Source organism: Aestuariivivens sediminicola (genome assembly GCF_022662015.1).
Taxonomy (GTDB): Bacteria; Bacteroidota; Bacteroidia; order Flavobacteriales; family Flavobacteriaceae; genus Aestuariivivens; species Aestuariivivens sediminicola.
The window spans coordinates 403387-428115 of record NZ_JAKMCM010000003.1 but is presented as its reverse complement, the minus strand read 5'-3'; the positions used below and the strand labels follow the sequence as shown (position 1 = coordinate 428115).

The 24729-nt window shown below is 38.2% G+C and carries 24 protein-coding genes; 12 read left to right on the top strand and 12 right to left on the bottom strand.

Going from position 1 to position 24729, the window contains the following annotated elements; all coding sequences use genetic code 11:
* Positions 1-159: 159 nt before the first annotated feature.
* Complete coding sequence (locus MR041_RS09500; RefSeq protein WP_242093459.1) at positions 160-2220, bottom strand: S9 family peptidase; 2061 nt, start codon at positions 2218-2220, stop codon at positions 160-162.
* A 150-nt stretch (positions 2221-2370) separates the two neighbouring features.
* On the opposite strand from MR041_RS09500, the gene MR041_RS09495 reads away from it, so the two are divergent.
* A complete protein-coding gene (locus tag MR041_RS09495; RefSeq protein ID WP_242093376.1) occupies positions 2371-2694 on the top strand; it encodes a YbaB/EbfC family nucleoid-associated protein in 324 nt (107 codons plus the stop codon).
* 5 nt (positions 2695-2699) lie between these two features.
* Here MR041_RS09495 and MR041_RS09490 read toward each other — a convergent pair whose 3' ends face one another.
* Positions 2700-3728 carry a threonine aldolase family protein gene (locus MR041_RS09490; RefSeq protein ID WP_242093375.1) on the bottom strand — a complete coding sequence of 343 codons (1029 nt, stop codon included), beginning with the start codon at positions 3726-3728 and terminating at the stop codon, positions 2700-2702.
* A 94-nt stretch (positions 3729-3822) separates the two neighbouring features.
* Between MR041_RS09490 and prfB the strand changes: the two genes are divergently transcribed.
* The 5 genes from prfB to MR041_RS09465 all read left to right on the top strand — a co-directional run bounded on the left by prfB (position 3823) and on the right by MR041_RS09465 (position 11136).
* A protein-coding gene (gene prfB, locus MR041_RS09485; RefSeq protein WP_242093374.1) for a peptide chain release factor 2 occupies positions 3823-4933 on the top strand; the annotation gives its coding sequence in 2 pieces (ribosomal slippage) (positions 3823-3885 and positions 3887-4933; 1110 coding nt in all).
* The gene (locus MR041_RS09480; RefSeq protein ID WP_242093373.1) at positions 4930-5553 is read left to right on the top strand and encodes an HAD family hydrolase; all 624 of its coding nucleotides are present in this window, start codon (positions 4930-4932) and stop codon (positions 5551-5553) included. Before prfB ends, MR041_RS09480 begins: the two co-directional genes overlap by 4 nt.
* Positions 5550-5891, top strand: a complete 342-nt coding sequence (gene arsC, locus MR041_RS09475) for an arsenate reductase (glutaredoxin) (RefSeq protein ID WP_242093372.1) — start codon at positions 5550-5552, stop codon at positions 5889-5891. Before MR041_RS09480 ends, arsC begins: the two co-directional genes overlap by 4 nt.
* A gap of 144 nt (positions 5892-6035) precedes the next feature.
* A complete protein-coding gene (locus MR041_RS09470) occupies positions 6036-8594 on the top strand; it encodes a TonB-dependent receptor (RefSeq protein ID WP_242093371.1) in 2559 nt (852 codons plus the stop codon).
* A gap of 127 nt (positions 8595-8721) precedes the next feature.
* Positions 8722-11136, top strand: coding sequence for a TonB-dependent receptor (locus MR041_RS09465; protein ID WP_242093370.1), 2415 nt, complete (start codon positions 8722-8724; stop codon positions 11134-11136).
* 61 nt (positions 11137-11197) lie between these two features.
* Here MR041_RS09465 and MR041_RS09460 read toward each other — a convergent pair whose 3' ends face one another.
* Both MR041_RS09460 and MR041_RS09455 read right to left on the bottom strand, forming a co-directional pair.
* The gene (locus tag MR041_RS09460; RefSeq protein WP_242093462.1) at positions 11198-11422 is read right to left on the bottom strand and encodes a hypothetical protein; all 225 of its coding nucleotides are present in this window, start codon (positions 11420-11422) and stop codon (positions 11198-11200) included.
* A 35-nt stretch (positions 11423-11457) separates the two neighbouring features.
* Positions 11458-12099, bottom strand: coding sequence for a peroxiredoxin (locus tag MR041_RS09455; protein WP_242093369.1), 642 nt, complete (start codon positions 12097-12099; stop codon positions 11458-11460).
* Positions 12100-12261: 162 nt separating this feature from the next.
* On the opposite strand from MR041_RS09455, the gene fumC reads away from it, so the two are divergent.
* A complete protein-coding gene (fumC, locus tag MR041_RS09450; protein WP_242093368.1) occupies positions 12262-13659 on the top strand; it encodes a class II fumarate hydratase in 1398 nt (465 codons plus the stop codon).
* A gap of 137 nt (positions 13660-13796) precedes the next feature.
* Here the strand turns inward: fumC and MR041_RS09445 are convergent, their stop codons facing one another.
* A complete protein-coding gene (locus MR041_RS09445) occupies positions 13797-14375 on the bottom strand; it encodes a Crp/Fnr family transcriptional regulator (RefSeq protein WP_242093367.1) in 579 nt (192 codons plus the stop codon).
* 118 nt (positions 14376-14493) lie between these two features.
* On the opposite strand from MR041_RS09445, the gene hutI reads away from it, so the two are divergent.
* On the top strand, positions 14494-15732 hold the full coding sequence (hutI, locus tag MR041_RS09440) for an imidazolonepropionase (RefSeq protein ID WP_242093366.1): 1239 nt from the start codon (positions 14494-14496) through the stop codon (positions 15730-15732).
* A gap of 63 nt (positions 15733-15795) precedes the next feature.
* On the opposite strand, the gene MR041_RS09435 is transcribed toward hutI, so the two are convergent.
* Positions 15796-16674, bottom strand: a complete 879-nt coding sequence (locus MR041_RS09435; protein ID WP_242093365.1) for a chromosome partitioning protein ParA — start codon at positions 16672-16674, stop codon at positions 15796-15798.
* A gap of 107 nt (positions 16675-16781) precedes the next feature.
* Between MR041_RS09435 and MR041_RS09430 the strand changes: the two genes are divergently transcribed.
* Both MR041_RS09430 and MR041_RS09425 read left to right on the top strand, forming a co-directional pair.
* Positions 16782-17801, top strand: coding sequence for a formimidoylglutamase (locus tag MR041_RS09430; RefSeq protein WP_242093364.1), 1020 nt, complete (start codon positions 16782-16784; stop codon positions 17799-17801).
* Complete coding sequence (locus tag MR041_RS09425; RefSeq protein ID WP_242093363.1) at positions 17791-18255, top strand: GNAT family N-acetyltransferase; 465 nt, start codon at positions 17791-17793, stop codon at positions 18253-18255. Before MR041_RS09430 ends, MR041_RS09425 begins: the two co-directional genes overlap by 11 nt.
* Here the strand turns inward: MR041_RS09425 and MR041_RS09420 are convergent.
* The gene (locus tag MR041_RS09420) at positions 18250-18831 is read right to left on the bottom strand and encodes an NUDIX domain-containing protein (protein ID WP_242093362.1); all 582 of its coding nucleotides are present in this window, start codon (positions 18829-18831) and stop codon (positions 18250-18252) included. The genes MR041_RS09425 and MR041_RS09420 overlap by 6 nt on opposite strands.
* 78 nt (positions 18832-18909) lie before the next feature.
* Between MR041_RS09420 and MR041_RS09415 the strand changes: the two genes are divergently transcribed.
* A complete protein-coding gene (locus MR041_RS09415) occupies positions 18910-19149 on the top strand; it encodes a hypothetical protein (protein ID WP_242093361.1) in 240 nt (79 codons plus the stop codon).
* Between the two features lie 21 nt (positions 19150-19170).
* Here MR041_RS09415 and ettA read toward each other — a convergent pair whose 3' ends face one another.
* The 5 genes from ettA to MR041_RS09390 all read right to left on the bottom strand — a co-directional run bounded on the left by ettA (position 19171) and on the right by MR041_RS09390 (position 22917).
* On the bottom strand, positions 19171-20862 hold the full coding sequence (gene ettA, locus MR041_RS09410) for an energy-dependent translational throttle protein EttA (protein ID WP_242093360.1): 1692 nt from the start codon (positions 20860-20862) through the stop codon (positions 19171-19173).
* Positions 20862-21044 (bottom strand): CAL67264 family membrane protein, encoded by a 183-nt coding sequence (locus MR041_RS09405; protein ID WP_223548118.1) that lies wholly within the window; start codon positions 21042-21044, stop codon positions 20862-20864. The genes ettA and MR041_RS09405 overlap by 1 nt, the downstream gene beginning before the upstream one ends.
* A 104-nt stretch (positions 21045-21148) precedes the next feature.
* A complete protein-coding gene (locus MR041_RS09400; protein WP_242093359.1) occupies positions 21149-21871 on the bottom strand; it encodes a pirin family protein in 723 nt (240 codons plus the stop codon).
* 26 nt (positions 21872-21897) lie between these two features.
* Positions 21898-22335, bottom strand: coding sequence for a MarR family winged helix-turn-helix transcriptional regulator (locus MR041_RS09395; protein ID WP_242093358.1), 438 nt, complete (start codon positions 22333-22335; stop codon positions 21898-21900).
* A gap of 30 nt (positions 22336-22365) precedes the next feature.
* Positions 22366-22917, bottom strand: a complete 552-nt coding sequence (locus MR041_RS09390) for an NADPH-dependent FMN reductase (RefSeq protein ID WP_242093357.1) — start codon at positions 22915-22917, stop codon at positions 22366-22368.
* A gap of 148 nt (positions 22918-23065) precedes the next feature.
* Here MR041_RS09390 and MR041_RS09385 point away from each other — a divergent pair, with 148 nt between their 5' ends.
* Complete coding sequence (locus MR041_RS09385) at positions 23066-24694, top strand: acyl-CoA carboxylase subunit beta (protein ID WP_242093356.1); 1629 nt, start codon at positions 23066-23068, stop codon at positions 24692-24694.
* Positions 24695-24729: the final 35 nt, after the last annotated feature.

Genomic DNA, 24729 nt, shown 5'->3' with positions numbered 1-24729 from the left:
TCGCTTTATTGTTTCTAAAAGCAAATTGAAGTATTCGCAATTATCAATTCAAAACGAATTCAATAATTATGGTAATTTCAAAAAAGCTTTTACAGAGCCAATTTCTTTCTAAAAATAAAGATACTCTAAAACCTTGCAAAAATAGTACATTTTTTTTTATTAGTTACCGATTCCTTCCAAATCTAATAAAAAAGCATATTCCAAAGCCACTTCTTTTAAACTTTCAAAACGGCCTGAGGCCCCACTATGCCCTGAATCCATGTCAGTGTGTAACAGGAGTCTATTCGCATCTGTCTTTAAGGCTCTCAGTTTAGCCACCCATTTGGCCGGTTCCCAATATTGCACTTGCGAATCGTGCAGTCCCGCTGTTACCAGTAGATTCGGATAGGCCTTTGCTTCAACATTATCATAAGGCGAATACGATTTCATATAATTGTAATATACCGGCCTATTCGGATCTCCCCATTCATCGTACTCCCCTGTGGTTAAGGGAATGCTATCGTCCAACATGGTCGTTACGACATCCACGAATGGCACAGCGGCCAACACCCCATGGTATAATTCCGGATTCATATTAATTACAGCCCCCATGAGCAATCCTCCCGCCGATCCGCCATAGGCATACAGATGTTCTTTCGAGGTGTAGGACTGCTCAATTAAATGCCTGGAACAATCTATGAAATCGGTAAACGTGTTTCGCTTTTTTAGAAGTTTTCCATTCTCATACCACTGCCGCCCTAAATACTCTCCTCCTCTGATGTGAGCAATGACATAAATAAATCCACGATCTAGCAGACTCAAACGAATACTCGAAAAAGACGGATCTATGGTCGAACCGTAAGATCCATACCCATATTGTAATAATGGATTTTTACCATTGCGCTTCATCCCTTTTTTATAAACCAGCGACATCGGAATTCTTGTACCGTCACGAGCCGTTGCCCAAATCCGTTCGGACACATAATTCTCCTTTTTAAAGGTACCGCCTAATACGATTTGCTCCTTTTTTACTTCACTTTTTTTGGTCTTTAGATTATAATCTATGATGGCACTTGGAGAGGTTAAGGAATTAAATCCATAACGCAGGGAATCACTTTCAAAATCGGGGTTATTCCCTATAAAAACGGTATAAGTTTCACTATTAAATGGCAAATAATAGTCCTCTTTACCATTCCAACTCCTAATTCGTAATCGATTCAACCCATTTTCACGCTCATTGATGACCAAATGGCTTTTAAAAATTTCAATATCCTCAATCAGCACATCATCACGATGCGGAAGCACTTCCTCCCAATGCTCCTTTTCAGTTGCATTTAGTTTGGTCTTTAAAAGTTTAAAATTAGTGGCCCCGTCGCTATTGGCAATAATATAAAAGTGATCTCCGTAATGCGATATGCTGTAATCCAGTTCCCTTATCCGTTTTTGAAATAAATTAAACTCGGCATCAGGTGTATCGGCATCAAGAAAGCGATATTCCGTCGTTAAGGTGCTTGATGAACCAATGACAATGAATTTTTTGGATTTTGATTTATAAACAAAGGTATTGAAGGTTTCGTCCTTTTCATGATACACCTCAACGTCCTCGGTTTCAGGAGCGTTTAATTGATGTTTAAAGATTTTGTGTGAGCGCAGTGTCTGTTCGTCCTTACGCGCATAAAACAAGGTCTTGTTGTCATTTGCCCATGTCGCACTTCCTGTGGTATTTAAAATCTTGTCGGCATAAATTTCTCCGGTCCTTAAATTCTTTATTTGAATGGTATATTGCCTCCTGCTCACAATATCCGTTGAAAAAGCCGCTAAGGTATTATCGGGACTGATGGCAATTGCACCAAGATTAAAATAGGCATGCTCCCTGGCCATGACATTACAATCGAAAAGTATCTCCTCCGGTGCCTCCAAAGATTCTTTTTTGCGAACAAAAACAGGATAATCCTTTCCAGTTTCATATCGTGTTGAATACCAATAACCGTTTAATTTATAGGGAACAGTGGTATCGTCCTCTTTAATCCTTCCTTTCATTTCTTCAAAAAGCGTTTTCTGAAAGGTTTCGGTATGTTGCATTAATCGCTTTGTGTAGTCGTTCTCCGCAGTTAAATAGGTCAAAACATCCGGATTGTCCCTGTCGTTCAACCAGTAGTAGTTATCAGTCCTTTTGTCTCCATGGATTTCAAGTTCCTTTGGAATCATTTTAGCCATCGGAGCTGTAATATCATTTTTCATATGATTCATAGAATGATCTCCTTTGCAGGAAACTGCAAAAATAAAATTTAGGCATATAATACATAGTACATTTTGATATTTTAATTGTAAAACACAAATCATTTCGGCTGATTATGGTAAATTTGTGAATTTAATAATAAAAGAACAATTATGTTTGGAGAAATGATGAAAATGATGGGTAAGCTCAAAGAAACCCAACAAAAAGTAGACGAAACCAGAAAGCGCCTGGAAACGGTTTTAATTGATGAAATGACTACCGATGGTAAACTAAAAGTTACATTGACCGCGAACAGAACGCTAAAAAGCATCGACATAAGTGATGCACTATTACAAGATAAGGAACAATTGGAGGACTATTTAATTATTACTTTGAATAAGGCCATTGAAAAGGCCACAAAGATAAATGAAACCGAGCTCGCATCTGTTGCTAAGGAGGGCATGCCGGACATCCCGGGTATGGACCTATTTAAATGATCCTGCTAGGTATCAAAAGTAATGGTGCTTAGGATGGCCAATAAGCGCTCATGCATGGTCTGGGTGTAATCTAAATGGGTAACCATTCTTAGCTTTCCTCCTCCCATAGCGATAATTTGAACCTTCTGACTGTCTAATAGTTTTATAAATTCCAATTCATCAATAGTATCTTTTAATTCAAAAATCACAATATTGGTCTCTATGGGATCAATGGTTTTAACCACCGGAAGACGCCCCAGAGCCGCTCCGATTTCTTTCGCTTTACGATGGTCTTCTGCCAGTCGTTCCATATTGTTGTCCAAAGCATACAGTGCTGCCGCGGCCAAATAACCTGCTTGTCGCATGTTACCACCGAAAACCTTTCGTATCCTAAGCGCCTGTTGCATCTTCACTTCATCACCCAACAAAATAGAACCGACAGGACAACCCAATCCCTTGCTAAAACAAACCGAAATACTATCAAAAATGTCGCCGTATTGTCTTGCCGATTCATTTTTGGCCACCAAAGCATTCCATATTCGTGCGCCATCAAGGTGAAATCGAAGGTCATGCCTGATGCAAACTTCCTTGATATTCAAAATTTCCTGAAAATCCCAGCAAGCCCCTCCTCCTTTGTTTGTGGTGTTTTCAATTTCAACCATGCTTGTTTTGGCGTACCAGTATTCAGACGGATTGATGGCGTCAGAAACCTGTTGCGCAGTAAACATCCCCTTCTCTCCATCAATCAATTTGCAGGACACGCCACTGTTGAACGAAAGGCCTCCGGATTCGTAATTATATACATGTGCGTATTTATCGCAAATCAGTTGCTCGCCCGGCTGGGTGTGCAATTTAATGGCAGTCTGATTTGCCATGGTTCCACTTGGAAAAAACAGCGCCCTGTCCATGCCAAACAGCGCAGCTACGCGCTCTTCTAATTCCCTGACCGTGGGGTCTTCTCTAAACACATCATCTCCTACTTTTGCCGCCATCATGGCATTAAGCATTTCGGTCGATGGCTTTGTTACCGTATCACTTCGAAGGTCGATGGTCATTTTTTTAGTTTTGAATGTAAAGCTATAAAATTATACCTAAATTTATTTTCTCCTCCTTCGATAAATCCTATTTTTGCTCAAAATAAACTGGCCAATGATAACTTCAGATCAGATAAAGACCCTTAATACCCGCCTTGACAAACTAAGGCACTATCTTTGACATAGATGCGAAGCTCATAGAAATTCAAAACGAAGAAGAACAGACCTTCGATCCCGATTTCTGGAATGACTCGAAAGAGGCAGAAGCTATTATGAAGTCGCTTAGGGTAAAGAAAAAATGGGTAGAAGACTACGAAACGGTCAAAACACTTGTAGAAGATTTAGAGGTCCTTTACGAGTTTTATAAAGAGGATGAATCGTCGCTTGAAGAAGTTGAGCAACAATTTGAGAAGGCTTCTACTTTTTTGGAAAATATTGAGTTTAAGAACATGTTGTCAGGCGATGGGGATAGCTTAAGTGCTGTACTACAGATCACCGCTGGTGCCGGTGGAACCGAAAGTTGTGATTGGGCCAGCATGCTCATGCGCATGTATCTTATGTATGCTGAGAAAAGTGGATTCAAGGTGAAAGAATTGAACTTTCAGGAAGGTGATGTAGCCGGTATTAAAACAGTGACCCTTGAAATTGAAGGTGATTTTGCATTTGGTTGGTTAAAGGGTGAAAACGGTGTGCACAGATTGGTGCGTATATCGCCGTTCGACAGTAATGCCAAAAGGCACACGAGCTTTGCCTCTGTTTATGTGTATCCCTTGGTGGATGATACCATAGAAATAGAAATTAACCCTGCCGATATTGAAATTACCACGGCACGTTCGAGTGGTGCCGGTGGCCAAAACGTTAACAAAGTAGAGACAAAGGTGCAGTTAACCCATAAACCAACGGGCATACAGATATCGTGTTCCGAAACGCGATCCCAACATGACAACAGGGCTCGTGCTTTACAAATGCTAAAATCACAACTCTACGAGATTGAATTACAAAAACAACTGGAACAACGCGACGATATTGAGGCCAGTAAAATGAAAATAGAATGGGGCAGTCAAATTAGGAATTACGTCATGCATCCCTATAAACTGGTGAAGGACGTTCGCACCAATTACGAAACAGGAAATGTCGATGCCGTCATGGATGGCGATATACATGCTTTCCTGAAGGCATATCTTATGATGATGGGACAAAAACAAGAAGATCACAATACCTTATGACGACCAAGATAGACGCTGTTATATTCGATTTGGGCGGGGTGCTCATAGATTGGAATCCGGAATATGTCTTTCTTGATGTCTTTGATCATGACCGAAAAAAAATGCAATGGTTTTTTGACACCATTTGTACACACGACTGGAACGAGAATCAAGATGCCGGCTATCCATTGGCAAAAGCCACTGAGGATCGTGTCGCAATGTTTCCTGAATTTGAGAATGAGATTAGAATGTTCTACGGACGCTGGGTGGACATGTTGGGAGGCGCCATAGAGGAATCGGTAACCATTTTAAAGGAATTAATTAATCTGAAGCGACACAAGGTTGTAGCGCTGACCAATTGGAGTGCAGAAACCTTTCCCATTGCTTTAGATAGATTTGAGTTTCTGCAATGGTTTGAAGGCATAGTGGTTTCAGGAGAAGAACAAACCAGAAAACCATTTAAGGACATATACGACATCACCTTGAACCGATTTGACCTTACTCCTGAACATACCATTTTTATTGATGATAATCTAAGAAACGTTGAAGCAGCAAGACAAATGAACATTAAGGGAATTAAGTTTGATAATCCAGGACAGTTAAAACAGGAGTTGAAAAAATTTAATATTGAAGTGTCATGATAACAATTTACCACAACCCAAGATGCAGAAAATCTCGTGAAGGTTTGCAAATACTCGAAGATTCAAATGAACCATTTCAAATTGTTAAATACCTGGATGACCCTTTGTCGTTTGAAGCATTAGAAAAAATAATTGACACCCTGGGGATCCTACCTTTGGAACTGGTAAGAAAAAATGAGGCTATCTGGAAAGCTAACTTCAAGGGAAAGGCGCTCAGTGATGATCAAATTATAGAGGCGATGGTTGCATTTCCAAAGCTAATCGAACGTCCGATTGTTATTCATAATGATAAAGGAGTCATTGGAAGGCCCCCTGAACGTATAAAGTCTCTTTTCTAGGGGATATCCAGTAGCCTTAGCGATACGAGCCTTAATTATGATGTTTTTATTTTGTTTAACCTTATTCCTAATTCTTTTAACAAAGTATTAACTGGAAGTGATTAAACTAAATCCTATTTTTGTGGTCTAACAGAGAAACTGACCATGCATCAACATTTTTACGGTATACTTTTACTTCTATTTTCCTTCGGCAATGTCTGTGCCCAACCAAGTAATCCAGTGACCAGCTCATCCAATGTTAAAAAAGTAAGCATCTCGGGTATCGTTCTTGATAAGGAAACACAACAGCCGCTTGAATACGCCACAGTCTCCATTTACAGTCACAAGAAAGAAAAAATTGTAGATGGTACGATAACCGACATCAATGGGGCCTTCGAATTAATTACAACGGCGGGTGTGTATGATATAAAAGTAGAATATATTTCATACAAACCTTATATACTCCTAAATCAAAACATTGAATCAGACCTGAGTTTGGGCAGCGTTGCACTTGAGCTTAATATTGCGGCTTTAGATGCCGTCGAGGTCATAGCAGAACGTACCACGGTTGAAATTAAACTGGATAAAAAAATATACAATATAGGTAAAGACCTGACCACTGCCGGTGGTACTGTAAGTGACGCCTTAAACAATGTTCCATCCGTATCGGTTGATATCGAAGGCGCTATAAGTCTCAGGGGAAATGAAAATGTAAGAATACTGATTAATGGAAAGCCTTCGGCCATGGCAGGGTTCGGAGATACCAGGGTTTTAAGTCAGTTGCCGGCCGAAGCCATTGAACGGGTTGAAGTCATTACCTCCCCTTCCGCCAGATATGATGCAGAAGGTACTGCAGGCATACTGAATATCATTTTGAGGCAAAAAGAGACCCTGGGCTTCAATGGATCCTTGAATCTAACAGTGGGAAACCCTGACAACGCAGGTATTGCCACAAGTCTTAATTATCGTACCGATAAATTCAATCTTTTTTCAAATTTGGGTTACCGCTATTTCGATGCGCCCAGGAATAGTTTCAGTGATGCACGATATTTTGATATCAACGATAATGGCACACTCATTTCACCGGAATTTGAAAGAATAAGGGAAGACCAGAAAGTTACACGGTTGAACAGGAATTATAATGCCAGTTTAGGATTGGAATACTTTCTATCTAAGAAAACGTCCATAACAGGGAATTTCTTCTATCGATACGGTGAAGATGCTGACGAGATAAGAAACAATAGTGAACGCTTTAATAATGGCAGTATCGAAGAACGCACCTTGAGAAAGGAAAAACAGGATGAAGCGGGTAACAATTATCAATTCGCCTTAAATTATATCACCAAATTCAATGAAGTAGGCCATCAGCTCACTGCCGATATTCAATTTGGGGAAGGCGCTGAAGACAAATCCACATTCATCAATGAAGACTATACGGTAACCAGTCAAAACAGCCCGGAACCATTTCAACAGGAACTCGTAGCAGAAACGGAAGATGAAAAAGAATCCTTGTTTCAAATCGATTACGTGCTTCCAATAGGAGAAGACGCCCGGTTTGAAGCCGGATATAGAGGTGATTTTGAAAATGACGTGACGGATTATGTGTTAGAGCAGGAAGATCTTAATGATGGTAGTTTTTTCATAAATGATACCATATCCAATCGTTTTGATTACTCTGAGAATGTCAATGCCCTCTATTCGCAATACGGTACGAAAATTGGAAAATTCTCTTTTCTATTGGGACTGCGACTGGAAAATACACAGCTCAAGGGAAAAATCGATTCGCGATTAACAGAATCAGAGCTCATTGAGGCTTTTGGTTTTCCGATAGATACTGAATTTGACAATAATTATTTGGGCCTCTTCCCTACCCTGAATCTTATTTATAATTTGGCTGAATCGGATGCGGGTTCGGAAGAAAGTGTTACACTGGGTTATAATCGAAGGATAAACAGACCCAGAGGCTGGTACATTAATCCATTTCCAACACGATCCAGTAGAACCACTGTTTTTCAGGGAAACCCGAATTTGAATCCGGCGTTTTCAAGTGCTTTTGATATCGGCTATTTGAAACGTTGGGAAAAATTAACCTTGTCCACTTCAGTATATTATCAGTACGAAACCGATTCTTTTGAACGTATACAAGAAAATACAGGACAACAAACGACAGATGGCATTGATATTATAAGAACCATTCCTGTGAATTTATCGACTAATGAAAGATCTGGAGGTGAATTAGGTATTCTATACAATCCGAATGACTGGCTCAGGCTGAATTCGAGTTTTAATATTTTCCAGTTTAAAACTGAAGGGGAATTCAATGGTGTGGACTACGGAGCGAGCAATACGAGTTGGTTTGCCAGGTTAAGCAGTAAAATAACCTTACCGTCGGATATAGATTGGCAAACGAATGCCTATTATAATGGCGTATACGAAAATGCCCAAACCCGAAGAGAAGGTATTTTTTCCATGGACCTGGCTGTTAGTAAAGAAATATTTAAGGATGATGCGACGCTCTCCTTGAATATTAGAGATGTTTTTAATTCAAGAAAGAGAAAATCCCTAACCAATACGGAATTTTTTGAACGCTACAGTGAATCCCAATGGAGACAGCGTCAGGTCAACTTGTCTTTATTAATTCGATTTAATCAACAAAAAAAACGTAATGGACGGTCGAATTATAACAATGGAGGCGGAAATGATGATATGGACTTCGAGGGGTAATACGAAATGGCGAAGAAGCTATGCCCTCTTCTATTTACGTAAATGTTCACAGTTTTTATTTAACTTTTCTTTAACCGTACCACATAGGCCTTATTCATAATTTTGTTCCGAAAATTTAATCTCACATATGAAGATATTCTGCTCCCTTGCCCTTTCTCTCTTTATTTTGAGTTCCGTTCATGCGGACCCGGAAAATTATAAAAACCGTACCGTAAAAGGGACCGTTATAGATAAGGATAACAAGTTGCCTCTCGAATATGCCACGATTTCATTTTATAGTATAACCAAACAGAAAATGGTGGATGGAACGATTACAGACATCAATGGTAATTTTGAAATCAAAGTATCAGAAGATATCTATAATATAAAAATTGAATACATCTCCTACTCCCCAATCGAATTTAAGAATAGAAAGATTGATTCCGATATAGATCTGGGAACGATTGAACTGTCGATCAACCTCGAATCTTTAGATGAAGTAGAAGTCATTGCCGAACGAACTACAGTCGAAATTAGATTGGATAAGAAAATTTATAATGTGGGTAAGGACCTGACTGTGAGAGGCGGTAATGTGAGCGATGTTTTGGATAATGTGCCCTCTGTTTCGGTTGATGCCGAAGGAAATATTGCATTGCGTGGAAACGAGAATGTCAGGATTTTAATCAATGGGAAACCCTCTGGTTTGGTTGGATTGGATTCCAGTGATGCTTTGAAGCAGTTACCGGCTGAGGCCATTGAAAAGGTAGAGGTTATAACCTCACCCTCCGCGCGATATGAGGCAGAAGGAACAGCGGGTATACTCAACATTATCTTAAGAAGAAGCAAGTTGTTAGGCCTTAATGGCGCTGTCACGGCCAATGTCGGACATCCGGATCGCGCAGGAGTATCAGGAAATATTAACTTCCGGACGGGTCAGGTGAATTTATTTAACACCTTGTCCTACAGATATAACGAATCTCCCGGTCTATGGTACACCTACACAACCTTTAAAAACAGTGGCAATGTAAATGACGAAAAAAGAGATTGGATTGACACCTCTAAAGGTATTACCAACAACTTGGGGATTGAGTGGTATATTAACGAGACCTCTTCCATTACGACGGCCATGGTATATAGTGATAATAGTGGCGATCGAAATTCTACAAACAGATTGCTGCAATACGACTCCAATGGCAATCTCCTAAGTGAAAATCTAAGATTGGATCCACAGTTAAATGACTCCAAAAACATACAGTATTCCTTCAATTATACCAAGGATTTCAAAAATGATGGTCATAGATTGACATTCGATTTCCAGTTTGAAGATAATAATAATGATGAATTTTCATTAATAAATGTGGATGGCATTGATACGGATATTCTTACCCAGCTCGTGGACAATTCCAAAATATTCTTGAGAACGGATTACGTTTTACCCATTGGTGAAAACAGTCAGTTTGAAATGGGATACCGCGGTGATTATGACGATAGCGTAACAGATTACAAAGTTGAGTTATTGAATGAAAATACAGGGGAATTCGAAATAGACAGAGGTTTAACCAACGTATTTAATTTTCGAAATTACATTCATGCGGCTTACATGCAATTTGGTAGCAAAAAAAATAAGTTTTCTTATTTACTAGGGCTTCGCATGGAAAACACACAATTAACATTGGACCAACCCACTTCGGGTGATTTTGAGAAAAGAAATTTTACCGGATTATTTCCATCCATTAACTTGACCTACGAATTCGACGAAAATGAAAGTTTGACTTTTGGATATAACAGACGGTTAAGAAGACCATATTCTTTTTTCTTAAATCCGTATCCAAACAGAAGCAGTTTAACCAATATATTTCAAGGAAATCCCGGGTTAATACCGACTTATACCGGGTCATTTGATCTGGGCTACTTAAATCGATTCAATAATTTTGTATTGACGTCATCGATATATTACCAGCATTCCATAAATGTTATAAAGTTTATAAGCAGGGAAACCGGTGAAACTGTAAATATTGATGGACAGCCCATACCTGTTATACTGAGAGGACCGGCTAATATAGCGACAGAGGATCGCTATGGTTTGGAATTTAATCTGTCTTACAGTCCGAATAGAAAGTGGCGTGTGAATACCGACTTCAATATTTACAATTCAATTATAGAAGGCAATTTTGAAGACACGAATTTCGATTCTGAAAACTTAACCTGGAACATACGACTTAATAATAAGCTCACTTTACCCGGAATGATTGATTGGCAGACCAATATAAATTACAGGGGTCCCAGTGAAGATGCCCAAAACAGAAGAGATGGGGTGTTTTCAGCCAATCTTGCGTTCAGCAAAGATTTATTTAAAGAAAAGGCCTCTCTCGCATTTAATATTAGTGATTTATTTAATTCACGGGCATACACTGGACAGGTTGAAACTGAAGATTTTATCAATGATAGAGAAATAAGATACAGAGGCGTGCGTACCTATAATTTATCCTTTACTTACAGATTTAATCAGAAGAAAAAGAGAACCTTTCAGAGAAACTTCGATGGAGGTGATATGGAAATGTAATATACCTATAAAAAAAGGAAACCTTCGGGTTTCCTTTTTTTATATTTATTTTATATCAAACTTATTTCTTAGCTTTTTTTGCCTCCTTTATTTCCTTCAATCGTTCCATTAACGAACCACCGATCCAATAAGGAATAACAAAAGTGATTAAAAAGATCATTAACCAAAAACCTATAGTTAATATGGTTAAAAATGCTAAAAAGCCTAAGTATTGATCAAATTCAAACATAATAGGTACTGTCTTTAAAGATATTTTGCAAAGATAATGCAAAGCTATGGCTTTCACAATATCAATTCAAATTTTATCAACAGTATTTTTAACTAATTCAAATTTGGTTGTGGTGTCAATCGCAAATACGGTTTTACCTCCTTATACCCCTTTGGAAAAAAATTAGGTATGTCTTCAGTAGCCACTGCAGGAACAACAACACAGTCATCACCATTATTCCAATTGGCAGGAGTGGCCACCTTATGGTATGCGGTTAACTGCAGAGAGTCAATAACGCGCAATAACTCATCAAAATTTCGGCCTGTTGAGGCAGGATAGGTGATGATAAGCTTAACTGTTTTGTCCGGAGCGATAACAAATACAGATCGTACCGTTAACTGGCTATCCGCATTCGGATGAATCATATCATACAATACGGACACCTTACGGTCCTCATCAGCAATAATCGGAAAATTGACAATTGTGCCCTGAGTTTCGTTAATATCCTTGATCCATCCATTATGGGATGCAATTCCATCAACACTTAAAGCGACAACTTTAACATTCCTTTTATCAAATTCAGCCTTGTATTTTGCCACCGTCCCCAACTCTGTGGTACATACCGGGGTATAGTCTGCCGGATGCGAAAATAAAACGCCCCAACTATCTCCTAGCCACTCGTGAAAATTAATCTCGCCTTCTGTAGAATTTGCTGTAAAATTTGGAGCTACATCTCCCAATCTAATTGCTGCCATAATATAATTTTTTTAATCCTACTAAATTAGTATATTTAATTGGTTTAACAAAAGAATGAAGGGTCTAATCTCTGTTAAACTTTCATTAAAAAACTAGACTAAATCAGCAATCAAAACATTTCAAAACTTTAACTTTGTATATTGACTTTAAGCATTTACAAAATGAAATATAGAATAGAAAAGGATACTATGGGCGAGGTAAAAGTACCTGCCGATAAATTATGGGGTGCTCAGACAGAGCGTTCCAGGAACAACTTTAAAATAGGACAGCCGGCATCCATGCCGCTGGAAATTATATATGGCTTCGCCTATTTAAAAAAAGCCGCAGCTTTTACGAATTGCGAGTTAGGCGTTTTACCGATTGAAAAACGTGATTTAATTTCGAAAGTATGCGATGAGATATTAGAAGGTATGCATGATGACCAGTTCCCATTGGTAATATGGCAAACGGGATCTGGTACCCAAAGCAATATGAATGTCAATGAAGTTATTGCTAACAGAGCCCACCAATTGGCTGGGCATGTGATTGGAGAAGGTGAAAAATTTGTATTGCCCAATGATGATGTTAACAAATCACAATCCTCAAACGACACCTTTCCAACAGGTATGCACATTGCCGTTTACAAAAAAGTTGTAGAAACGACTATTCCCGGTATAAAGCAATTAAGAACTACCCTACATGCAAAGGCTGAAGCGTTTAAAAATGTAGTGAAGATTGGTCGAACACACCTCATGGACGCAACCCCCCTAACCTTGGGTCAGGAATTGTCCGGATATGTAGCTCAATTGGATCACGGATTAAAGGCACTCGAAAACACCTTGCCTCATTTAAGTGAACTGGCGCTTGGAGGAACAGCAGTTGGGACAGGCTTGAATACTCCAAAAGGGTACGCAAAAAGAGTTGCCGAGTATATCGCTAAATTTACAGATCTGCCCTTTATAACAGCTCCGAACAAATTTGAGGCTCTGGCAGCACATGATGCTCTCGTGGAAACACATGGGGCTTTAAAGCAGCTGGCAGTTTCTTTAAATAAAATCGCAAATGACATACGCCTAATGGCATCGGGACCGCGTTCTGGAATTGGTGAAATAACGATTCCGGCCAACGAACCTGGAAGTTCCATAATGCCTGGTAAAGTTAATCCTACGCAATGCGAGGCCTTAACAATGGTCTGTGCCCAAGTTATCGGTAATGATATGGCAGTTTCAGTTGGCGGTTTACAAGGCCATTATGAGCTCAACGTATTTAAACCCGTAATGGCTGCTAATGTTTTACAATCAGCCCAGTTATTGGGAGACGCTTGTGTTAGTTTCGATATTAATTGTGCGATTGGTATAGAACCTAATCATGAGGTTATCAGGAAATTACTGAATAATTCTTTAATGCTTGTTACGGCACTTAATACTAAAATTGGGTATTACAAAGCAGCAGAAATTGCTAACACTGCACATAAAAATGGCACAACGCTAAAAGAGGAAGCTATTAATTTAGGTTATGTTTCTGAAGAAGAATACGATGCATGGGTGAAACCTGAGGATATGGTTGGCAGTTTGAAATAAGGTATCCTAACAAACAAAAACAGGCAGTATTCATATAGTGCCTGTTTTTTTTGGTTGGTTAGCTATCAATCTTTTTTAATCTAAAAAGAAATCAAGATAAAATTATAGTTTATAAACTAGAAATTCGTTAACATTTGTTAATGTCCACCCATTTTCTTCCTGATTCTACTTAATTGAACCGCTGTTATACCTAAGTATGAGGCAATATGGTACTGCGGAATTATGACATCCAATTCTGGTATTTGTGCCCTTAAAGCCAGATAGCGATCTCTTGCATTGAGGGATATAAGTTCTACCAAACGCCTTTCATATTTGGTATATAACATTTCCAATACTTTCGTATAAAGTCTATTGACTTGGCTGCTTTGCTTACACAATTCCATGAGTCGACAGTAGTCGATCTCAAATAATTCACAATCGGACAGACACTCAAAAACAAATTTTGATGGCTTCTTATTCATCAATGCTGTAAGAGAAGCAACAAAACTTAAGGGCAGATAAAAACTTTTATTGTACTCCCGGCCTTCTTCTGTAGTTAAATAACATCTCACCAATCCGGAAACCAACATATAGACTTTTGTTGGAACTTCATTAAACTTAACAAGTTGAGTGCCTTCTGTCATAATTTTTAGCTCGGAAATATCTTTAAGCAAGTCAAAAACGTCCTCAGAGATGTCAGCGATAGAGTTTAAATATTGAAAATTTCTATTCTTCATGTGACTTTAGAGTTGTATTTTAAGAGCCAAATAAGACCTTTGTCACTACAATAGTTAAATTTAGTGATTTTATTGCTTCGATTAATTATTAGACGCGAATGTTTTTAAATTAAAAGTTGTGACTATTCTAATAACCAACATTAAAGAGTTACTGCAGGTTAGGGAGGAAAATGTGTCTCTGATTGCAGGTAAATCCATGAAGGAACTACCAACAATAAAAGATGCATATCTTTTAATTGAGAATGATCGGATTGCCGATTTTGGAGCAATGGAAAATTGTGTAATCAAAAAATTTGATCAAACTATTGATGCTCGTGGAAAAATCGTTTTACCAACCTGGTGTGATTCACACAGTCATATCGTTTTTGCCGGAAATAGAGAACAGGAATTTGTCGATAGAATAAATGGCTTGAGCTATGAAGAAATCGCCAATCGTGGCGGAGGAATTTTGAATTCAGCAAAAATACTTGGACGCACCGATGAGGATGATTTGTTTAACCAGTCCCTTAAAAGAGTCCATGAGGTGATGAAAATGGGAACAGGCATTTTAGAAATAAAATCCGGTTACGGGCTTACACTCGAATCTGAACTAAAAATGTTACGCGTCATAAAAAGAATAAAAAACACTGTACCCATTAAGATTAAGGCTACATTTTTGGGTGCACATGCGCTTCCATTGAAATTCAAGAATACTAAAAGGGCCTATGTTGATCATATTATAAACGATATGCTTCCTGTTATATGTAAGGAGAATTTAGCCGATTACATTGATGTCTTTTGTGAAAAAGGCTACTTTTCCTTGGAAGATACCGAGCGATTGTTGGTTGCGGGAAAACAATTTGGACTGACCCCTAAAATACATGTAAATCAATTTAATGCCTTTGGAGGTGTTGCTCTTGCCGTTAAACATGGTGCGCTATCTGTGGATCACCTTGAAGAACTAATAGATGATGATATTTTGGCCCTGACAGGTTCGAAAACAATGCCTGTGGCCTTGCCCACATGTTCTTATTTTTTGGGCATCCCCTATACACCGGCCAGGCAAATTATTGATGCCGGTTTGCCCCTTGCTTTGGCGACCGATTATAATCCGGGTTCTACTCCAAGTGGAAACATGAACTTTGTGGTCAGTACGGCTTGTATTAAAATGAAGATGACACCTGAAGAGGCGATCAACGCAGCCACAATTAATGGTGCCTATGCCATGGGATGCTCTAATGAATATGGCAGTATAAGTATTGGTAAAAAGGCCAATCTCATAATTACCAAAGACATACCAAGTTATAATTATTTACCCTATGCATTTGGAGATAACCATATTGAAAAGGTTATCATTAATGGTCAATTAATAAATTAAAAAGACCCCAAACTCAAAGTCTGAGGTCTTTTCTTAAGAATTATAATCAAATTTTTTATTTCTCTATTTAAGTGTGAACTCTGTTGAAGAAACTAAATCTTTCTCGTTAAACACATTCACAACATAACGTCCTTTTTCAAATTCACTTTTCGAAGTCACAAATTCACAAATATTCAGATTACTATTTTCGTAATTAAATTTACTAACAATGCTATAGTTAAGTGTCTTTTCACCAAACTGAACCTGCTCATTTAAACCAAGCGTGTTATTTTTAGGATCAATAACCTGTACGTATAATTCCTGATCACCAGCCTGAACCAGTTTATTTTTGGCTACTGTAAAGCAAACTCTTATCTTATCTGTGCGTCTTGCTCTTTCTGTAGGGATTAATTTTCCTGTTGTTCTCTCAATAACACCAAAGCCTTTTAAACCAACGGTCGACAAAACAGCTGCATTCTCCATGACTTCAGCCAGGGCCGTATTTTGAACCAATAAGGAATCTGTGAATACCGTACGCTCCTCCAATCGTACACGTGTGCTGTCAAGTGATGTTGCAAGGTATGAGTTCTCAACTCGCAAAGAATCGTTCTGGGCTAGAAGAACATCCATTTCTTTCTGCAGGGCCAGATATTTACTCTTATATCGCCACAAACTTTTAACGTTCGTTTCAGAAATCTTTAAAGAATCAATTAATCCCTGTATACGGGCTCTGGCCTCGACCAAGTCGGCATTGGCTATTTCATTTTCACTAATTGCTTCATCATATTGCTTGGCCATGGCGTTTAAATCGTTCATAACCAATTGTTTTTCCTCAGTTAATTGTTTTCTGGTATCGTTACTTTCCTTATACAGATTCATTGTGTAAAAGGCTGTGCCTAAAAACAATACCAGGGCTATTCCCAAAGCTACTTTTAACCCCATGCTACTTTTGTTACTTTCCATAATTCTTTTGTTTTAATCTTTAAATTGATAAATGTTTTCTAAATTTTAATGTAAACGTAATAATTGATGTATTTTTATTTTATCAATAATTTAATTAACCATTACCTGTGGATAAACTCATTTTAATTAACAAACAGTTTAAAAATAAACTCATTAATAAGCGTATCGGTGAATCCAAGTTTGGTGAACATGTTCAAATACTACCTAACATTACCCCTATATACGAACAACTTAAAAATTTAGATGTTAAGTATGTCATTTTTGGTATCCCCGAAGATATTGGTGTGTTCGGCAACCATGGAAAAAGTGGCTCTTCAAAAGCATGGGATGCCACCCTAAACGCTTTGTTGAACATCCAGAGTAATGCTTATACCAACCCAAAATCCGTTTTATTATTGGGCCATTTAGACTTTAGTGAAGAATTAGAGCGTGTTTCCCAATTGAACCCATCTAAAAAAAAACACATTAAAATAGCTAGATCCATTGTCGAAAATATCGACAATCATGTTTCGAATTTGGTGTATCAAATTGTTCGAGCAGGTAAAATACCGATTATTATTGGTGGAGGTCATAATAATGCCTATGGAAACATCAAAGGCACTTCCCTCGGTCTGAATAAAGCCATTAACGCGATTAATTTTGATGCCCATTCTGATTTCAGACCCGAGGAAGGCAGACATAGTGGAAATGGATTCAGTTATGCCTATGCTGAAGGATTTTTAGAGAAATATTTTGTTTTTGGACTACATGAAAATTATACCTCAGCCAAATTATTTGAATCGTTAAAAAAGTTTAAGTTTATTCGATTCAACACTTTTGAATCCATTGAAATAAGAAAAGAACTGAAATTTAAAGCAGAAATGAATCGCGCGTTAAATTTTGTATCTGAAAATTCTTTTGGTATCGAAATTGACTGTGATGCCATACAGAATATTCCCAGTAGCGCCGCGACACCTAGTGGTTTTAGTGTGAATAAGACACGCACATTTTTAACCTATTTTGCTCAACATGTTAACGCATCTTATCTTCATATTTGTGAGGCCGCTCCGACTAAAAGAACCAATACTCAAATCGGTAAACTCATTTCTTATTTCATAACAGATTTTATTAGGGCTCATGACAATTGATATTGTTCCTTATGATAAAAAGTATGCAAAATCATTTTATGATTTAAATATAGAATGGCTTAAAAGCTATTTTTATCTTGAACCCTATGACGAAATTGTTCTTAAAAACCCTGAAGATTTCATTATAGATAAAGGTGGAATCATTTTTTTCGCACTTCAAAACAGCAAGGTCGTAGGAACAGTTGCATTAATGGCTTTTGATAGAAACGGCACATATGAACTTACAAAAATGGCGGTTTCAACGCAATACAGAGGCCAAAAAATTGGCCAGAGGCTGATGCAATATTGTATTGAATTCTCTCGAAATAAAGGAATTGATAAGCTTGTTCTATATTCCAATACCCGGTTAAAGAATGCGATATACATTTATAAGAAATACGGTTTTAAAGAGGTTTTTCTCGAGCCCGAAAGTCCTTATAAAAGGAGTAACATTAAAATGGAATTGTATTTATAACAGTTCGTGAATGATCGCATATTGCAACAAGACTATAGTCCTGGAATCTTTTATTTCCCCTTTATGCAACATGGATACAGCCTCTTTAAATGAAAATTCCAAGACCTCAATGTCTTCATGCTCGGCTTCCAGCCCTCCTCCCTCATTAACTTTCATATCACTGGTATATTCTCCGATAAAAAAATGCATCTTTTCGGTCATCACTCCGGGAGATGAATAGGCCTCATATACTTTTTTAACATGAGAAACCCTATATCCTGTTTCTTCCTCTGTTTCTCTTGTAATACATGCTATCGGGTCTTGATTGTCCAAAAGTCCCGCACACACTTCAACCAAAAATCCATCCTCATTGCCATTTAATAATGTTGGCATTCGAAACTGTCTCACAAGAATAATTGTTTCTTTGCTTTTATTATATAATAATATCGCTGCTCCATCTCCTCTGTCATAGCATTCTCTGGACTGCGTTACCCATTTTCCTTTACTCAGTTTATAATCGAAGGTAATATTATTAAGGGTATATGCCTTTTTTGATAGAAGTTCAATTTTCATGTTCTTAATTCTTGTGCTTTTCATCTCTAAATTTTTATGTTGTTTAAGCCTTAATAATAATCTATATTTGTTTTAACTTTCAACCACTTTTAAATAATTACAATGTATTGTTTTCAAATTATTTTTCTCATTAACCAAAGTGATATTGTTACCATTTTAACAGTGGTTTTGATTTTCTTTGGAATTCTATTATTCCTGGGGGTAAGAAAGTCTTATAAGCTAAAAAAGGAAAACGATCGCCTCAATGAGGTAAAGGATTTAGAAATTGATGAGAATAAACCCTATCAAGATTTCACAGAAGGTCACATGTACCAAGACCACAGTCCTAAAAATAAGGAATAGCATGTCATTAATGTGCTAAAATTACCTTACCAATTTCTTATATTTTATCCGTTTTGGAATCAAATCTCCTCCAAGTCTCTTCTTTTTGTTTTCTTCATAATCACTGAAACTGCCTTCAAAGAAATACACCTGACTATCTCCTTCAAAAGCGAGGATATGGGTACAAATCCTGTCTAAAAACCAACGATCATGACTAATTACTACAGCACATCCTGCGAAATTCTCTAACCCTTCCTCGAGAGCACGTAAGGTATTAACATCAAGGTCGTTTGTAGGTTCATCCAAGAGCAGTACATTGCCCTCTTCCTTCAAGGTAATTGCCAAATGCAAGCGGTTACGCTCACCACCGGAAAGCAATTTGACCTTTTTATTTTGTTCACTTCCCGAAAAATTGAATCGACTGAGATAGGCACGCGAATTGACCTGCCTGCCTCCCATCATGATCAATTCTTGCTCCTCACTGAAATTTTGCCAAATGGTCTTTTCGGGATCGATATTGGAATGGCTTTGATCGACATAGGCTATTTTGACGGTATCCCCAACGATAAACTCACCTCTATCCGGGCTCTCCTCTCCCATAATCATTCTGAATATCGTCGTTTTACCGGCCCCGTTAGGTCCAATAATACCTACTATTCCCGCCTGAGGTAATTTAAAATTTAAATTCTCGTATAATAATTTATCACCATAACCTTTAGAAACATTTCGAGCTTCTATAACATTGGTTCCTAATCGGGGTCCATTAGGAATATAAATTTCCAGTTTATCATCCAGTTGCTTTTGGTCCTGATTGAGTAACTTATCATAATTACTTAATCGGGCCTTTTGCTTTGTTTGCCTACCTTTAGGCGCCATACGCACCCATTCTAATTCCCTCTCAAGAGTTTTCTGGCGTTTACTGGCCTGTTTTTGTTCTGAGGCTAAACGCTGTGACTTTTGCTCTAACCAGGATGAATAATTGCCTTTCCATGGAATACCCTCACCTCTATCCAATTCTAAAATCCACCCGGCTACATTATCCAAAAAATACCTATCGTGCGTCACAGCGATAACAGTTCCTTTATATTGAGCTAAATGATGTTCCAGCCAATGCACGGATTCGGCATCCAAATGATTAGTAGGTTCATCCAACAGCAAGACATCCGGTTCTTGAAGCAGTAATCTGCAAAGCGCTACGCGACGACGCTCACCACCCGATAAAACCTGAATTTTTTTATCGCCTTCCGGAGTGCGAAGCGCATCCATAGCTATTTCAAGTTTAGTCTCTAATTCCCAGGCATCTGTAGCATCTATTTGGTCCTGAAGTTCGGCTTGACGATTCATTAACTTTTCCATTCTATCCGGATCGGAATAGACTTCTTCAAGCCCGAACATTTCATTTATTTTATTGTACTCCTCCAGTATCGCTACAGTTTCGGCAGCCCCTTCCTTTACCACTTCCAAAACTGTTTTATCATCATCTAATTGAGGATCCTGTTCCAAATATCCGACAGAATATCCCGGTGAGAAGACAACGTTTCCTTGATGATTTTTATCAATCCCGGCTATTATTTTCAAAAGTGTTGACTTACCGGATCCATTGAGCCCTAATATGCCAATTTTAGCACCGTAAAAAAAGCTGAGGTAAATGTTCTTAAGTATAGGAGTGTTGGCATTTTGAAATGTTTTGGTAACTCCGGACATCGAGAAAATTACCTTTTTATCATCGCTCATTATACCCTGCCTTTTAATGCATTAAACACCCATGCATTCGCCAGAAAACCTATGCCAACAGAAGCAAATCCCCAACCTGCAATTTCATCGTATCGAAATGCCCCTAAAGCAATTAATGCCAGACCTACAAAAATCATTATCCACGTGGCCCAGGCCAACACTGTATTTTTATTCATCGCCATAATATATTCGTTTTTCCTTAGTTACCTAAAAGCAAATATCGCATTTTTAAATAAAAAAAACATCCGGATATCGGATGTTTAATGGTAATAAATGGTATCACATCTTAAAAATGCATAGGAACTTCAATGAACAGTAGACCAGAATCGTCTTCCGCATTTAAAGTGAACCTATCTGTTTCTGTAATTCCGACCGCATCGCGTGTTTCTAACAAATGCTCATCAATACGAACAAGACCATGAATATTCATCACATAAACACCGGAATTCGGATGTTTTATTTCATATTCAAATGACTTGCCCTTATCTAAATCTATTCTTGAAATCACTGCATCCTGATGAATTTTCAAACTCCCCTCATGATCTTGATCCATAGAAGTTACCAATATTTGGAGCTTATTTTTTCGATCTGATGCGTTAAATTGTTTTTGATCATATCGCGGTGCCACGTGTTGCTTATTCGGGATGATCCAAATCTGGAACAAACTTAAATGCTCATCGTTAGAACCATTGATTTCTGAATGCTGAACACCGGTGCCTGCACTCATAACCTGTACTTCTCCGGGCAGTATAGGCTGCCAGGTATTGTGCATGTTATCTCTATGCTTCAGGACTCCTTTTAATGGAATGGTTATTATTTCCATATTATCATGCGGATGGGTACCAAAGCCCATTTTTGGTGCTATCACATCGTCATTAAGGACTCGAAGTGCCCCAAAATGAATTTTCTCTGGGTTATAAAAATTGGCAAAGCTAAAAGAGTGATTGGCCTGTAACCACCCGTGGTTTGCGTAACCCCTGCTATCTGATTTATGAACTACCGTTTTCATTTTAATGTTTCCTTTGTCTTAAATGTTTATCTCATTTTATCAAGAAGATCACTTAACTGAGATGCTTCTTCTTCTGTTAACTTGTCAATGTAATCATGACTCAAGTGCGCGTCAATCTCTTCTAAGAGACTTAAACCCGAGTCACTAATTTTAACGTGTACAACACGTCTGTCGGTTGGACAGGGTATTCGTTTGATCAACTGTTTGTCACAAAGTTTATCCATGAGCCGCGTCGTATTTGGTGATCGTTCTAACATACGATCTTTGACAGTCTGTACTTTCAGTGGTTTCTTTGCACCTCTCAGAATCCTTAAGATATTGTACTGTTGCGGTGATATTCCATAGGGCTTAAAAAATGCATTGCGTTTCGTATTAATCCAATTCGCAGTGTATATGATATTCAATAAGGCCTTCGTCCTATTATTTTGAAAGGTTGATTTTATATCTTCTGAAATATTCCCCATACGATTAAACTTTACAATCTAAAAATGGTATTAGGATTCAATAACTGCCTCCAAGGATGCCTGAAACTTTTTTATTTTGCCGATTAGCGCATTATTTAAATCGACATCTGTTATTTTTCCATCTTCAAACTTATCCTTAAAGGAAGGCAGTGAAAAGGTCTCAATGATATGCGCACCATGTCTCGGAAATCTGCTTTCAGCAATTTCCAATACAGACTTACCTCCTCGACCACCGGTCGATGTTGCCATGAGCAACATAGGTTTCCCTAAAAAAGTTTTACCCTCAATCCGCGACATCCAGTCCAACAAATTTTTAAAAACTGCTGCATAAGCACCGTTGTGCTCGGCCAAAGAAATAATAAGACCGTCGGCCTTTCTTAGTTGATCCAGGAATCTGTGGGCGTTCTCAGGCTGACCACCGAGTTTCCTTTCCAGATCAACACCGAAAATAGGTAACTCATAATCGTTCAAATCTAAAACCTCAACTTCAGATTGTTCTACTAAACTCGCAGCATATGTTGCCAACTGTTTATTGATGGAGTTTTGACTGTTACTCCCTGCAAAAGCTATAATTCTATTCATTTGTGCTATTATTTTATTACGCAAAGATAGTATAAATAATTTTATTTACCAAGGTAAATAATACCATGTTAATTATTTTATGATTTAGTTAACATAATCGAATTAAAAATTTGAAACTTTTGTACATTAGCAACAAACTAATTACCGCATGGATATAAACTTCAACAAAAATGAAGACCATAATAAGTTATTACTTTCCGATTTAAAATCGAAATTTAATAAGTTACAATTGGGTGGTGGAAAATCGCGAATTGAAAAACATCACGCTAAAGGAAAAATGACTGCAAGAGAGCGCATTGCCTATCTATTCGATGAGGGTACCCCCTCTATTGAAATTGCGGCTTTCGCAGGAGATGATATGTATAGCGATCATGGCGGGTGTCCTTCTGGTGGTGTCGTTGTAAAAATAGGCTATATCAAGAAGAAAATGTGTATCGTAGTTGCTAATGATGCTACGGTTAAAGCGGGTGCATGGTTTCCCATTACAGGTAAAAAAAATTTAAGAGCCCAGGAAATAGCCATCGAAAACAAATTACCTATAATATATTTAGTCGATTCAGCGGGGGTATATTTACCCTTACAGGACGAAATATTTCCGGATAAAGAGCATTTCGGACGTATTTTCAGGAATAATGCCGTTATGAGTAGCAAGGGTATTACCCAAATTTCAGCGGTAATGGGAAGCTGTGTTGCCGGTGGTGCCTACTTACCCATTATGAGCGATGAAGCTCTGATTGTAGACAAAACAGGAAGCATATTCCTTGCGGGAAGTTATCTGGTCAAGGCAGCTATTGGTGAAACTATTGATAATGAAACCTTAGGAGGTGCCACGACGCACTGTGAAATTTCCGGAGTAACGGATTACAAAGCAAAAAACGATAAACATGCCTTAGATACCATCAAAAATATTGTAGATAAGATTGGTGATTATAATCCTGCAGGATTTAATCGCGCCCTTCCTATGAAACCCAAAGAGAATCCTGAAGAAATCTACGGGATTATCCCAAAATCCAGAGCCGACCAATACGACATGTATGAGGTTATTAAACGCTTAGTCGATAATTCAGATTTTGAGGAGTACAAAGCGGGGTATGGACAAACCTTGATAACCGGCTATGCCAGAATAGATGGATGGGCCGTTGGTTTCGTCGCAAATCAACGTAAAATGGTAAAAACGAAAAAGGGTGAACTGCAATTTGGCGGCGTGATTTATAACGATAGTGCGGATAAAGCCACACGATTTATTGCCAATTGCAATCAAAAAAAGATACCCTTGGTTTTTCTCCAAGATGTTACCGGATTTATGGTTGGAAGTAAGAGTGAACACAGCGGTATTATTAAAGACGGCGCTAAAATGGTAAATGCCGTGAGCAACTCGGTTATACCAAAATTTACAGTAATCGTCGGTAATAGTTATGGCGCTGGAAACTACGCCATGTGTGGCAAGGCTTATGATCCGAGACTTATTGTGTCATGGCCTAGTGCAGAATTAGCGGTGATGAGTGGTAACAGTGCGGCTAAAGTATTGCTGCAAATTGAAAAAGCGACATTGGAAAAAAGAGGTGAAAAAATCACACCGGATAAGGAAGAGGAGCTTTTCAATAAAATAAAAGCCCGCTATGACAACCAGGTTTCTCCTTATTATGCAGCGGCGCGCATATGGACAGATGCCATAATAGATCCCTTAGAGACGCGAAAATGGCTCAGTTTGGGCATTGAAGCTGCTAATCATGCTCCAATTGAACGATCCTTTAACATGGGTGTCCTGCAAGTTTGATTTTAGTTTCCCATTGATTTTTCGTACCTTTTAAA